Below are 12859 nucleotides of genomic sequence, written 5' to 3' on the forward strand. Positions count from 1 at the left end.
GAAGAAATCAGAAGGAGAACTCTTGGACCTCAAGATCGGCATCATCGGATTCGGTGCCCGCGCATCGCTGCGCAGAGAAGTGCATCGTCCCGAAGAGGGATCGCGCGTGACCGCGGTCTGCGATCCCGCCGAACGCGCCCGTGAAGACGCACGTCGTGAACTGCCCGACGCGCTGATCACCGACTCACTGGACGAGCTGCTGGCATCCGGCGTCGACGCCGTCATGGTGCTCACGCCCGACAACACGCACGCCGAGATCAGCATCCGCGCCCTCGAGGCGGGCGTGCCGGTGTTCTGCGAGAAGCCGCTGGCGATCGACCTCGCCGACGCCGACGCGATGCTCGAGACCGCCCGCCGCACCGGCACCCGCCTGTACATCGGGCACAACATGCGCCACATGCCCGTTGTGACGCTCATGCGCCGACTGATCCAAGAGGGACGCATCGGTGAGGTGAAGGCCGTGTGGTGCCGGCACTTCGTCGGCCACGGCGGCGACTACTACTTCAAGGACTGGCACGCCGACCGCACCCGCACGACGGGGCTGCTGCTGCAGAAGGGCGCGCACGACATCGACGTGATCCACTGGCTCGCCGGTGCGTACACCGAGCAGGTCGCCGCGATGGGTGAGCTGAGTGTGTACGGCGGCATCGACGACCGTCGTGACCGCACGGGCGAGCGGATGCCCGACTGGTTCAGCCTTGACAACTGGCCGCCGACCTCGCTCGACGGGCTGCACCCCACGGTCGACGTCGAGGACATCTCGATGGTCAACATGCGCCTCGCGGGTGGTGTGATGGCCTCGTACCAGCAGTGCCACTTCACCCCCGACTACTGGCGCAACTACACCGTGATCGGCACCGAGGGGCGCATCGAGAACATCGGCGACTCGTCGGGTGGCGAGGTGCGTCTGTGGAACCGTCGTCACCGCGGCTACGCCGAAGCCGACGAGACGTTCCCGATCGAGTCGGCCCCGGATGCCGGACACGACGGCGCCGATGGTCTGCTCGTGGCCGAGTTCCTGCGCTTCGTGCGTGACGGCGGTCTCACTGAGACGTCGCCGGTCGCCGCGCGCGAGTCGGTCGCCGCGGGCATCCTCGCGACGCAGTCGCTGCGTGCCGACGGCTCCGCGATCGATGTGCCGGCGCTCGACGAGGATCTCGTCGCCTACTTCGCCCGCGGCCAGGTCGAGGCCTGAGCCGCGAACGGCCCCGCCCCGTGCAGACGGAGGCGGGGCCGTTCTGCATTCCTCGGCGGGAGCGTTGCGGTCTGAGGCGGAGGCAGTGCGGTGGGCGACGGCGTCAGTGCGCCGGGGCAGCCACCGAGTCGCGGTGCACCAGGTAGGTGCCCAGCGTCACGACCTCGTCGGGGTCGCGCGAGAAGGCGTCGCGGTCGGCGAGAGCCGCGCGCAGCGCTTCGCGGCCGAGCTGTTCGAGCGGCACGTGCACGGTCGTCAGCTTCGGCGTGAGATCGGTGGCCAGGGGAGTGTCGTCGTATGCGGCGACGGACATGTCGTCGGGAATCCGCAGACCGGCCTCGGCGAGGGCCTCGTAGACGCCCGCGGCGATGGTCTCGTTGACCGCGAGGATCGCCGTGGCGCCGGTGCTCTCGCCCAGCAGGGCCGCCGTGGAAGTGCGGCCAGAGTGCCGACCGAATCCGTCCATGCGGATAAGCGTCTCGTCAACCTCGACGCCCCGCGCCGTCAGTGCGCGCAGATAGCCGTCGAGGCGGCTGCGCATGGCGGGAAGCGTGCGCCGTCCGCCCACCAGGGCGATCCGGCGGTGCCCGACCCCGATCAGGTGCTCGGTGATCGCGAACGCGCCACCCTCGTTGTCGTAGGCGACGGTGCGACTGGGGCTCGGCTGGGGCAGTGGCGGATGCGCGCAGAGCACGAGACGGCTGCCCATGCCCTCCAGCGACTCGGCGCGCTGCGCCAGCAGGCGGTGGTACGAGGGCTCGTCGCGGGCGCCGCTGACGACGATGACGGCGTCGACGCGCTGCTCGCGCATGCGGTCGATCAGCGCCATCTCGCGCTCCGGCTCCCCGCTGGTGGTCGCGACGATCAGCAGGCGCCCGGCCTCTGCGGCTGCCTGCTCGAGACCATGGATCAGATAGCCGAAGAACGGGTCGACGATCTCGGGCACGACGACGCCGATGATCTCGGTGCCGGCCCTGGTGAGCGCTCGGGCATTGGCATTGGCCGCGTAGCCCAGTTTCGCGACGGCCCGCATCACCCGGTCGCGGGTGGCGGCGGCAACGGGGTAGTTGCCGTTGAGAACGCGCGAGACCGTCGCCGTCGACACCGACGCCAGTTCGGCCACGTCGCTGATCGTGGCTGCGCGTCGGTGCGCGGTGCGCTGTGCGGGGTCAGCTGGTGATGACACGTTCCCTCGAGACGAAGCGGCTACGCCATGATCGCGAAGTCTGCGGGGCGCACTTCGTGGTCGAATCTATCATCGGCGGCGAAGCGGGCCACTTCTGCCACGGCCAGCTCGCCCAGCCGCGAGACCTCGTTGCCGAGCGCGCCGGCGATGTGCGGCGTGATGGTGACGTTCGGCAGCGTGTACAGCGGCGAGTCCGCCGGCAGCGGTTCGGGGGCGACGACATCGAGGTAGGCGTCGATGCGCCCGGCGACCGCCTCACGGGTCAGGGCGTCGGTGTCGATCAGCCCGCCGCGGGCGGTGTTGATCAGTACGGCACCGTCGCGCATCAGCGCCAGTTCCCGTGCGCCGATCATCCCTGCGGTGGTGTCGGTCAGAGGGGCGTGGATGCTGATGACAGCGCTGCGCCGGCAGAGCTCGTCGAGGCCGACCAGCTCTGCGCCGAGCGCCTGTGCCTCTTCGGCCGAGATGTAGGGATCGCTGAGCAGCACGTGGGCGTCGATGCTGCGCAGCATCCGCAGCATCTCCCTGCCGACGCGGGACGCGCCGACCACGCCGACGGTCACTCCGTAGGCGCCGATCGGTGGCATCCGCCGGGTGTCCCGCGTGCCCTTGGTGGCGTGCAGTTGGGCGACGAAGCGGTTGGTGCGCTTGAGCCCGAGGATCGTGCAGGCGAACGCGAACTCGGCGACGGGTACGGCGTTGGCGCTGGCGCAGCTGCTGACGCGGATGCCCCGCTCGAGCACGAGAGGGTCGAGGAACAGGCGCACAGTGCCCGCGGCGTGGACGATCGCGCGCAGCGCGGTGGCGTCGTCGAGGGTGGTCAGGTCGATCGACGGTGCCCCCCAGCCGGTGATCAACAGATCGGTCTGCGCGAGAGCCGCTCTCGCGCGGTCGGAGCGCAGGTCGCCGAGCGGCGCGGGGTCGACGACGGTCGCGATGCGAGCGAGGCGCTCGAGCGTGTCGGGCAGGAAAGCCGCGGCGTGCGCTGCCGGGTCCATCGCGAAAGCGACGCGGGGCGGCCGGTTCATGTACATCTCCATCGATCGAAAATAGTAACCGTTTTCTATCAGGGTTTCGAGCGTTGGGGCAAACCGCGCCGCTGGAAACGGGTTCAAACGCGCATATGATCGCCGGCTTTGACAGGTTGTGAGGATCTGGGCTACGTTGCATAGAAATCGCTTACTACTCGGTACCACCCCACGACGACGTTCGGAGGATCGCGGTGACATCAGCACCCGTCGCGAGCAGACCTGCACCGTCTGCGCCTGATTTGCCGCAGAACACCCCGCCGCCCGGCGCGCCGAAACGACCGCGGCGCGGCCGCAGGGCCGACACCAAGCTGAGCTTCCGCGCGCACCTGCGGCGCGACCGGATGATGCTGCTGATGGTGCTGCCCGGATTCCTGTACTTCGTGGTGTTCCACTGGCTGCCCATCCCCGGCAACATCATCGCCTTCGAGGACTATCAGCCCTACCTCGGCTTCTTCGACAGCGTCTGGGTCGGCCTCGACAACTTCGCCGTCGCGTTCACGGACCCTGCGTTCTGGTACGCGCTGCGCAACACGCTGGTGATCACCCTCATGCAGCTGGTGCTCTTCTTCCCGGTGCCGATCATGCTCGCGTTGCTGCTGAACAGCATCATGTCGCCCGGGCTGAAGAAGTTCGTGCAGAGCGTGATCTACCTGCCGCACTTCCTCGGCTGGGTGATCATCATCTCGATCTTCACGCAGATCCTGGGGCCCACGGGGGCGATCCCCAACCTGCTCGACTCGATGGGGCTGCCGCGCATCAGCCCGATGACCAACCCCGAGACCTTCCCGCTGCTGGTGACCCTGCAGACGATCTGGAAGGACGCCGGCTGGGGCACCATCATGTTCCTCGCGGCCCTCGCCAGCATCGATGAGGAGCTCTACGAGGCCGCCGCTGTCGACGGCGCGGGGCCGTGGCGGCGCATGTGGGCGATCACCATCCCCGGCATCATGCCCATCGTCATCCTGCTGCTGATCCTCAACCTCGGCACGGCCCTGTCGGTCGGCTTCGAGCAGATCATCCTGCAGCGCAACAACGTCGGCGCCGAGGCCGGTGAAGTGCTCGACACCTACGTCTACTTCCACGGCATCGTCGACGGCCAATGGGGCACAGCCGCCGCGGTCGGACTCGTGAAGGGCGTCGTCGGACTGTTCCTGGTGCTCGGCGCCAACAAGCTCGCTCACATGTTCGGACAGGATGGGGTGTACTCCCGTGACCGTTGACGCACAGACGACCGTCGTGAACCTCGGCGAGAAGAAGGCCCGCAAGCTCACCTCCAGTCGGCGACCGGTATGGATGGAGAAGCCCTCCGCCGCCACGCAGGGGGTCAAAGGCCTGGTGCTGCTGCTGATCTGCATCGCCGTGATCTATCCGTTCATGATCGTGATCGGCACCAGCCTGTCGACGCAGGAGGAGATCGCCCGCAACAACGGCTTCGTGCTGTTTCCGGCCGAACCGACCCTCGCGGCGTATCAGACGATCTTCGCCGGCGGCATCGTCACCGAGGCGCTGCTTCGCAGCATCGGCATCACGCTCGTCGGCACGGCGCTGTCGGTGACACTGACCGTGCTGATGGCCTACGGGCTCTCACGCCGTGGCCTGCTCGGCGGCGGATTCTTCCTGATGACCGCACTGCTGACCATGCTGTTCACGCCCGGCATCATCCCCACGTTCCTGGTGGTCAAGGAACTCGGCATGCTCGACACCTATGCGGCATTGATCCTGCCGACGGCGCTCTCGGCCTTCAACCTCGTCATCGTGCGCTCGTTCATGATGGGCATCCCCAGCGAACTCACCGAGGCGGCACGCCTCGACGGGGCGGGTGACCTGCGCATCCTGTGGCACGTCGTGCTGCCGCTGTCGAAGGCCGTGATCGCGGTGGTCGGTCTGTTCTACGCCGTCGGCTACTGGAACGCCTTCTTCAACGCGATGCTCTACGTCGACAGTGACAAGTGGCCGCTCGCCATGGTGCTGCGGCAATACGTGCTGCTGGGCTCATCGATCGACCAGAGCGCCGCGGCCGAGATCGCCGCCCCCAGTCAAGCGATCCAGATGGCCGTCATCGTGATCAGCATCGTGCCGATCCTGTGCGTCTACCCGTTCCTGCAGAAGTACTTCACCAAGGGTGTGCTCACCGGAGCCATCAAGGGCTGAACACCCATTCGTCAGAGAGGACTGAACATGTCAATCAGTGATTTCACCGCCGACCGGCGCACCTTCTTCAAGGTCGCGGGCCTCGGCATCCTCGGCGCCGCTGCGGCGGGGTCGTTGGTCGGCTGCGGAACGCGGCAGGAGCTCGTCGTCTCGAGCGCCGACGCCGTGAAACTGCCCACATTCGTGAAGGCGGAGGGTCTGGCTGCCGACCTGGCAGGCACCGCCGAGGGCGTACCCGCCGCGTTCTTCAACTACCCGAAGAACCCGGTGCGCACGGTCAGCACCCCGCCGCTCAAGGGCGAGACCTTCTCGGCGATCACCAACATCTTCGGACCGCCCCCGAACGGGCGCGACAAGAACCCGGCCTGGCAGCAGATCGAGAACCGCCTGGGTGGCAAGCTCGACATCTCGGCGGTCTCATCGGACGACTTCACGGCGAAGATCAACACCACCATTGCCGGCAATGACGTGCCCGACATGCTGCTCGACAACGGCTACTCGATCCCGGACATCATCGGGTTCCTGCAGGCCAAGTGCCAGGACCTGACGCCGTTCCTGTCGGGTGACGCCATCAAGGACTACCCGAACCTCGCAGCGATCCCTGAGCTGTACTGGCGTCAGACCGTGCGCGACGGCAAGATCTACTTCATCCCGATCCCGCGCGGTGGCGCGGGTGGCCTCGGCTTCTACAACGGCAACCGCTTCGCCGAGGTCGGCGTCAGCGACACCTCGAAGATCAAGAACGCCGACGAGTATCTGTCGATCATGAAGGAGCTCACCAACGCCAAGGCGAACCGCTGGGCGTTCGGATCGAGCAGCTTCGGGCTGAGTGTGTTCCAGCAGCTGTTCGGCGTGCCCAACGTGTGGCGCGAAGAGAACGGCAAACTGACGTACTTCGCCGAGACCGACGAGTTCCTCGAGGCGATCCAGTTCGTGCAGAAGGCTGCCGCAGCCGGCTACATCGTGCCCGGTAGCGAGGCCTGGACGAAGTCGCAGATGGTCAACGCGTTCACCAACGGTCAGGTCGCACAGGTCTACGACGGGCTGCCGGCGTACTTCAAGTCGGACGGCTACGGCGTCACCGTGCCCGGTTCGGCGCCGTTCGTGCCGTTCGCCGCGGCCGGTGGCAAGCCCACCGCGTGGCTGGACAACGTCGTGTTCGGCCGCACCATGTTCAAGAAGAACGATGAAGCGTCGATCAAGAAGCTGCTCGGCATCGCCAACCTGCTGGCCGCCCCGTTCGGCAGCGAGGAGTACTTGCTCGTCAACTACGGCGTCGAGGGCACCGACTACACGCTCGACGGCAACGGCAACCCGTTGGCCACCGCCGATGCGCTGGCCAACACGACCGTGCCGTGGAAGTACATCGCCGCGCCCAGCCCGGTGCTGTACCTGCCGCAGCAGGAGCAGGTGATCCGCACGACCCACGAGGCATACTCCGCGCTGATCCCGATGGGCGTCGAGAACCCGACCGCCACCCTGTTCAGCCCGACCTTCGCCAAGAAGGGCAGCACCATGCGCCAGGGCATCATGGACACCGCGATCAGCTACATCGCCGGCCGCAAGTCGTTCGACGACGTCAAGGCCTCGGTCGAGTCGTGGCGCACCGGCGGCGGAGACAAGGCCCGCAGCGAGTACGAGAAGGCGCTGGGCGCCTGATCATGCGCCACGCGGCAGACGGCGCGTCCGCACGCGCACACTGGAACGGCATCGCCGACCTCTGGCTGAGCGCCGTGCTGCAGCGTGGCGCTCACAACCCGGCCGGGGTGATCCTCCCCGGCCGGGTCACGGCCGACGGTGTGCGCCGGGAATCGATGGAGACGATCGGGCGCAGCTTTCTGCTCGCATCCTCCCGCATCGCGGGAGCAGAGCCGTCGGATGCTACCGCCGACGCCCTGATCGAGTTCTACGCCCAGGCCATCGTCGACGGCACCAGCCCGGAGCATCCCTCGCGCTGGCCGCTCGGCGTCACATGCCGGCCTCCGCTGACGGGGATCACGAACTCGATCGTCGAGGCTGCCAACCTGGCCTTCGGGCTCTACACGGCCGGTGACCGCTTCTGGCAGCGCTTCAGCGATGCCGAGCAGCAGCAGGTGCTCGGGTGGCTGCGCCATCATGCTCAGCGCGAGGTGTGGCAGAACAACTGGCAGCTCTTCCCGGCCATGGCCGAGGCCTTCATCCGGCACCGCGGCGGAGACACCCGCGGGCTGCGCAACGAGCGCAACATCGCGCGGGTCGAGGGGTGGTACCTCGGCGACGGGTGGTACACCGACGGCCCGGGCCATGCGATCGACTACTACAACGCGTGGGCGATCCACCCGTATCTGTGGGCCTGGTACCGCATGACCGACCGCACCCAGACGCCCGACGGGCAACGGCATCTCGAACGGCTGGCACAGTTCGTCGATGGGCTGTCGACGTTCATCGCCTCCGACGGCGCCCTGGTGCACTTCGGCCGCTCGCTCACATACCGCACCGCCGCGCTCGCGCCGCTCTGGTGCGCCGAGATCTCGGGTGTGAGCCCGCTCTCTGCTGGCCGCACTCGGCAGCTCGCGACCTCGGTACTCGACGGTTTCGTCGACCACGGCGTCGGCGCCGACGGTCAGCTCAGCCTGGGCTGGTACGACGAGTGCCTCGACAGCATGCAGGACTACAGCGGGTTCGGCTCGCCCTATCTCGCCGGCATCGGCTTTCTCGGACTGAGCCTCGGCGACGGGCATCCGGTGTGGAACGCACCTGCCGAACCGGTCGCGGCCCCGCCGCGCACCCGCGCGTTCGACGACACCGGACTCAGCATCAGCACGGCGGGCGGCGACGCCCCGGTCGTGCTGATCAACCACGGCTCAGACCACGCCGACCTGCCGGTGCAGAACCACGGCATCCCCGACGGCGACGACCCGCACTACGCGTCGTTCGCCTACTCGACGCACACCGCCCCCGAGGTCGGTGCGGGGTGGCTGCAGGCCGTCGACGGGCACATCGCGCTGTTCGACGGTCAGGGGCGCCCAAGTCGACGGGTGAAGATCCGCGGCACGGCGGCCGAAGGGGCCATGAGCGCCTCGGTGCATCTGCCGCAGATCGACGGGGCACTGATCCCCGGCGCCCATATCGTCACCGCCTCGGTCGTGAACCGCGGCATGGAGGTGCGCGCGCACCTGGTCACCGCTCCGCTCGCCCACGACCGGCTGCGCGAGGGCGCGTTCGCGCTCGCCGCGGACGCGCCGCCGGCGGTGTCGTCGGATGCCCGCGCGCTCACCGCCGAAGCCGTGGGCGACGCGCATCGCGTCGTGCTCACCGGGCTGCACGGCTGGGAGGAACCGGCCGTCGTCGAACACCGCGGCGTCAACGCCATGGGCGAGTACTCGGCCATTCCGACCCTGTGGGCGACGCGCTCCTCGGCGCAGACGGTGCACGTCGCGCTGCATCAACTGCTCGGCGCCGACGACGATCCGGTCGCCGCGCGTCGGGATCTGCAGGTGTCTGTCGACGGAACGCGCATCTGCGTGCAGTGGCCCGACGACGGCATCCGCGTGGATCTCGATCTGTGCACGGTGGTGCCGTGGGACGGCCAGCCCGGCCGCATCGGCGGCGCCCGGGTCTGACATCCGCCTCTCCTGACGATGCCCGCATCGGCCGATGCGGGCATCGTCGTGACAGGAGTGTCACATGAAGGCGTCGGCGCGGTCGGCGTTCTGTGCGGTCGGCCGCCCGAGGGCGAGCTCGATCACGAAGGCGCGGCCTGTGGCGAAGTCCGCCGGGATGAGCACGTCGTAGTGGATCGCGGAGTCGAGGTCGTACCCGATGTCGCGGCGGTGCAGCTCGAGCGCGGCGCCGGTGGCGAGTAGGCGGGCAGAGACGGGCACCAGGGCCGCGTCGGCGGGGAAGCGCAGGCGGGCGACGCCTGTGACCGGCCGGTGCGTCACGGTGACGTACACGCTGTCGTCGTTGCCGGTGAGGTGCCCCATGCCGGTGGGCTCGAGGTCGACGTGCGAGGCGTCGTAGACGGCCGCGGCGTTCTGTGCCACCCAGTCGCCGAGATGCTCGGCAACCCGGGTCTCGTGCGCCGTCATGCGACCCGAGCCATCGGGGCCGAAGTTGACGACCAGGTTGCCGCCCATCGATCGGCACCGCATCAGCAGATCGACGAGGTCGTCGGCGGTCTTCTGGTAGTGCCCGGAGGTGTCGTGCATGTACCCCCACGCGTTCGGACCGATCGTCATGGCGCAGTCCCAGTCGTTGCCGTCGAGCATCTCGCGGTTTCGCGGAAGCTTGCGCTCCCAACCCTGCTCGTAGTCGCCGAGGAGCGCCCCGGCCGAATCGAAGTGGCGGGCGCCGTGCTCGTCGTTGCGAAACCGCGACCCGATGATCAGTCCCGGGCGGCGTTCGCGCAGCTCTTGCTCGAGACGGTGGGTGAACTCGTGCGAGGCGATCCACGACTCGTCCCACGTGCCGTCGAACCAGAGGCCCCGCGCGGCGGGGTACCGATCGAGCAGTTCGAGCAGCTGTGCGCGGGTGTAGTCCAGGAAGTCCTGCCAACCGGCCCGACTGTCGTCGCAGGCGGGCACGGTGCGGGTGTATCCGGGATGCGACCAATCGAGTACCGAGAAGTACAGGAAGACGTCGATGCCCTCGGCCGTGTACGCGTCGACGACCTCGCCGACCAAGTCGCGGTCGCAGGGCGACGAGGCGACGGTGTACTCGGAGTACGCCGACGGCCACAGCGCGAAGCCGTCGTGGTGCTTGGTCGTGAAGATCGCGTACCGGGCGCCCATCTGCTTCGCCTGCCGTGCCCACGCGCGGGCGTCGAGCTCGGTCGGGTCGAACACCTCGTTGAGACGGTCGTACGTCTCGGTCCAGTTCTCGGGGGCGTCCGGTCCGCGCCAGGAACGGATCCACTCCGGAGCTGGCGAGGTCGAGGTCTTGCCGTTCCACTGGTTGCCGGGGATCGAGTACAGGCCGAAGTGGATGAACTGGCCGAGCCCGTAGGCGCGGAACCGGCGCATGGCCTCATCGTCCCGGCGGGTCACGAGCGGACCGTACTGCACCGGCCGTGCGGCCGTTTCGTCGCGGCGGCGATCGGTCCAGGGGGAAAGAACGACGGGCATGGCGGCCTCTCGATAGTTGGAAAGCGCTTACCTGTAATTCTAGGCAACCGCGTCTCGGATAGGCAACGTTCCGGTCGTCGGTGAGGGCCGCGGGTAGTCTGTCAGGACGATGAGCATCACTCGCCGCACCCTGCTCGCCGGCGCCGGTACCGGTGCCGTTGCGGTGCTCCTCGCGGCCTGCACGCCCGAACCGGCGCCGGCGCCGACCCGCACCAGCACCCCGGGGCCGAAGCCGTCGCCGCCGGTCGGCGTCCCCGCACCCGCGGCATGGGCGCGATCCGCCTGGTCCACCGACCCGTACTCCCTCGGGGCGGTCAGCTACCTGCCCGTCGGCTCCGATCCGCAGCGCCGCGAGACCCTTGCCGCTCCCGTCATGGACCGGCTCTTCTTCGCCGGCGAGGCCACTGATGCCGCGTACCCGGGAACCGTGCTGGGGGCCGTCGACTCCGGGCGCCGCGCGGGCCAGGAGGTGCTGACACGGGCATCCGACACCGAACGCGTCGCCGTCATCGGCGCCGGCGCAGCCGGAGTCGCCGCGGCACGCACCGTCGCCGACGCCGGCCACACCGTCACGATCTTCGAGGCTCGCGAGCGCACCGGAGGGCGGTTGCTCACCCGCGGGGACGACGACGGCTGGCCGTTTCCCGTACAGCTCGGCGCCTGGTTGCTCTCCGTCGAGGACGTCGCGGCACTGGAAGCGCGACTGATCACCGTCGGTGAGGGGCGGATCGCGTTCGACAGCGCCACCGGGTGGACCGCCGACGGGCCGACCGACACGCTCGATGTCGAGCCGGTTGTTCGTGCCATCGAGCAGGCGGGCGAGCTGCCGACCGACGTCCCCGTCGCCGAGGCCGTCACTCTCAGCGGCGCCGACCCGACCGATCCCGCACTCGCCGCGGCACTGGCGTGGATGTCTGCCACCACCGGCGCCGACCCGGAACGGGCGTCCAGCTGGTACGCGCCCGATATGGCGCCCGATGCGCTCACCGGCGTGACCGGCGACCTCAGCGCCTTCATCGACGAGAGCCTCACCGGCATCGCCGTCACGCTCGCCTCTCCGGTCGTGCGCGCCGCCTACGACGAGCGCGGCGTCAGTCTGCGCATGGGCACGGGCGAATCGCTGTCGTTCGACCGCGTCATCGTCACTGCGCCGCTCGGCGTGCTGCAGCAGCAGGGCATCGAGTTCGCGCCCGCGCTGCCGTTCGCGCACCGCGGCGCGATCGCCGACCTCGTGGCCGGGTACGTCGAGACGGTGTGGATGCGCTTCGACGAGCCGTTCTGGGACGCCGAACAGACGATCTGGCACGTCATCGGCGGCGATGGCATGATCCGCACCTGGCTCAACCTGCTGCCCATCACGGGCGAGCCGGTGCTCGTGGGTCTGGTCGGCGGTGCCCCCGCGCAGAAGTTCGCCGGGCTCAGCGACCAGGATGCGAAGGACGCCGCATGGGCGTCACTGGCGTTCTTCGCGCCGGTCCCGGACGCGCAAGAGCAGTGACCGCCCCGTCGCCCGCGGTCGGACGCAGCCGGCTCAGCAGCACCAGGACGGTCGCCACGAGTGCGAAGATCGACAGTGCGACCAGGCAACTCAGCACCATCTCGACTAGGCCAGACACCTGCCGTGGGTCGAGGAAGTAGTACGGGTACCAGCCGATCACGCTGCCGCGCCAGATCGTGAACGCTCCCCACAGCAGCGGGTACAGCAGCACGAACGGCACCACGCGCCAGGGGGCGCCGCGCCGGCCCGGCCCGAGCACCCAGGCCGCGACCGACCAGGTGGGTAGTACGAAGTGCAGTACGACATCCGACCACGGAACGGTGATCGGAATGCCCCGCACACCCGCCTGCCAGACGATCAGGGCGAAGGCGAGGCCGGCGGTGATCGTCCAGCTCAGCACCAGCGCGCGTGCCGTGGTCAACCAGGCCGGATCCTCATCCGCGCGCAGAGCGATGATGCCGGCGACCAGGGCGAGCGCCGCGAAAGCGGTGTTGGACTGGATCGTCAGATAGGCGAAGAAGTTGTCGCCGGCGACCGTCTGGGCGCCCATGCCCCACAGCATCCGATGCACGAGCGCGACGACGCACACGACCGCGGCGAGCAGTCGCGACCACCCGAAGATCCGTCTCGTCAGCACTCGGTCGTCGTCCTCCTGACGCTGTCGCTCGTCCGCGCGGGCGTCTCCCGAGTCTA

The 12859-nt window shown here is 68.7% G+C and carries 10 protein-coding genes; 6 read left to right on the forward strand and 4 right to left on the reverse strand.

All coding sequences use genetic code 11. The annotated features are described in order from the left end of the window. Nucleotides 1-22 precede the first annotated feature (22 nt). Nucleotides 23-1195: a Gfo/Idh/MocA family protein gene (locus tag PTQ19_RS01635; protein ID WP_179409259.1), complete on the forward strand. Its 1173-nt coding sequence runs from the start codon at nucleotides 23-25 to the stop codon at nucleotides 1193-1195. Between the two features lie 103 nt (nucleotides 1196-1298). Here the strand turns inward: PTQ19_RS01635 and PTQ19_RS01640 are convergent, their stop codons facing one another. Next, entirely contained in the window at nucleotides 1299-2381 is a 1083-nt protein-coding gene (locus tag PTQ19_RS01640; protein WP_274368199.1) for a LacI family DNA-binding transcriptional regulator, read from the reverse strand. Between the two features lie 20 nt (nucleotides 2382-2401). Beyond that, nucleotides 2402-3409 (reverse strand): hydroxyacid dehydrogenase, encoded by a 1008-nt coding sequence (locus tag PTQ19_RS01645; protein ID WP_274368200.1) that lies wholly within the window; start codon nucleotides 3407-3409, stop codon nucleotides 2402-2404. A 188-nt stretch (nucleotides 3410-3597) separates the two neighbouring features. Here PTQ19_RS01645 and PTQ19_RS01650 point away from each other — a divergent pair, with 188 nt between their 5' ends. From PTQ19_RS01650 to PTQ19_RS01665, 4 genes are read left to right on the forward strand one after another with little or no spacing between them, the layout of a single operon-like run. Beyond that, a complete protein-coding gene (locus PTQ19_RS01650; protein ID WP_425313201.1) occupies nucleotides 3598-4632 on the forward strand; it encodes an ABC transporter permease in 1035 nt (344 codons plus the stop codon). Continuing rightward, complete coding sequence (locus PTQ19_RS01655; RefSeq protein ID WP_274368202.1) at nucleotides 4622-5563, forward strand: carbohydrate ABC transporter permease; 942 nt, start codon at nucleotides 4622-4624, stop codon at nucleotides 5561-5563. The genes PTQ19_RS01650 and PTQ19_RS01655 overlap by 11 nt, the downstream gene beginning before the upstream one ends. Nucleotides 5564-5590: 27 nt before the next feature. Next, a complete protein-coding gene (locus PTQ19_RS01660) occupies nucleotides 5591-7222 on the forward strand; it encodes an extracellular solute-binding protein (RefSeq protein WP_274368203.1) in 1632 nt (543 codons plus the stop codon). Nucleotides 7223-7224: 2 nt separating this feature from the next. Further along, nucleotides 7225-9165 (forward strand): DUF2264 domain-containing protein, encoded by a 1941-nt coding sequence (locus PTQ19_RS01665; protein ID WP_274368204.1) that lies wholly within the window; start codon nucleotides 7225-7227, stop codon nucleotides 9163-9165. A gap of 60 nt (nucleotides 9166-9225) precedes the next feature. On the opposite strand, the gene PTQ19_RS01670 is transcribed toward PTQ19_RS01665, so the two are convergent. Then, nucleotides 9226-10668: an alpha-L-fucosidase gene (locus tag PTQ19_RS01670; protein WP_274368205.1), complete on the reverse strand. Its 1443-nt coding sequence runs from the start codon at nucleotides 10666-10668 to the stop codon at nucleotides 9226-9228. A gap of 109 nt (nucleotides 10669-10777) precedes the next feature. Here PTQ19_RS01670 and PTQ19_RS01675 point away from each other — a divergent pair, with 109 nt between their 5' ends. Then, nucleotides 10778-12166 carry a flavin monoamine oxidase family protein gene (locus tag PTQ19_RS01675; RefSeq protein ID WP_274368206.1) on the forward strand — a complete coding sequence of 463 codons (1389 nt, stop codon included), beginning with the start codon at nucleotides 10778-10780 and terminating at the stop codon, nucleotides 12164-12166. Here PTQ19_RS01675 and PTQ19_RS01680 read toward each other — a convergent pair. After that, nucleotides 12087-12803 carry a Pr6Pr family membrane protein gene (locus tag PTQ19_RS01680; RefSeq protein ID WP_274368207.1) on the reverse strand — a complete coding sequence of 239 codons (717 nt, stop codon included), beginning with the start codon at nucleotides 12801-12803 and terminating at the stop codon, nucleotides 12087-12089. The genes PTQ19_RS01675 and PTQ19_RS01680 overlap by 80 nt on opposite strands. Between the last annotated feature and the right edge of the window lie 56 nt (nucleotides 12804-12859).

Source organism: Microbacterium esteraromaticum (genome assembly GCF_028747645.1).
Classification (GTDB): domain Bacteria; phylum Actinomycetota; class Actinomycetes; order Actinomycetales; family Microbacteriaceae; genus Microbacterium; species Microbacterium esteraromaticum_C.

Excerpts from the sequence above, each read along its gene's own strand:
- PTQ19_RS01660 (WP_274368203.1), top strand. The coding sequence starts at position 5,591 with ATGTCAATCAGTGATTTCACCGCCGACCGGCGCACCTTCTTCAAGGTC.
- PTQ19_RS01645 (WP_274368200.1), bottom strand. The coding sequence starts at position 3,409 with ATGAACCGGCCGCCCCGCGTCGCTTTCGCGATGGACCCGGCAGCGCAC.
- PTQ19_RS01670 (WP_274368205.1), bottom strand. The coding sequence starts at position 10,668 with ATGCCCGTCGTTCTTTCCCCCTGGACCGATCGCCGCCGCGACGAAACG.
- PTQ19_RS01675 (WP_274368206.1), top strand. The coding sequence starts at position 10,778 with ATGAGCATCACTCGCCGCACCCTGCTCGCCGGCGCCGGTACCGGTGCC.
- PTQ19_RS01665 (WP_274368204.1), top strand. The coding sequence starts at position 7,225 with ATGCGCCACGCGGCAGACGGCGCGTCCGCACGCGCACACTGGAACGGC.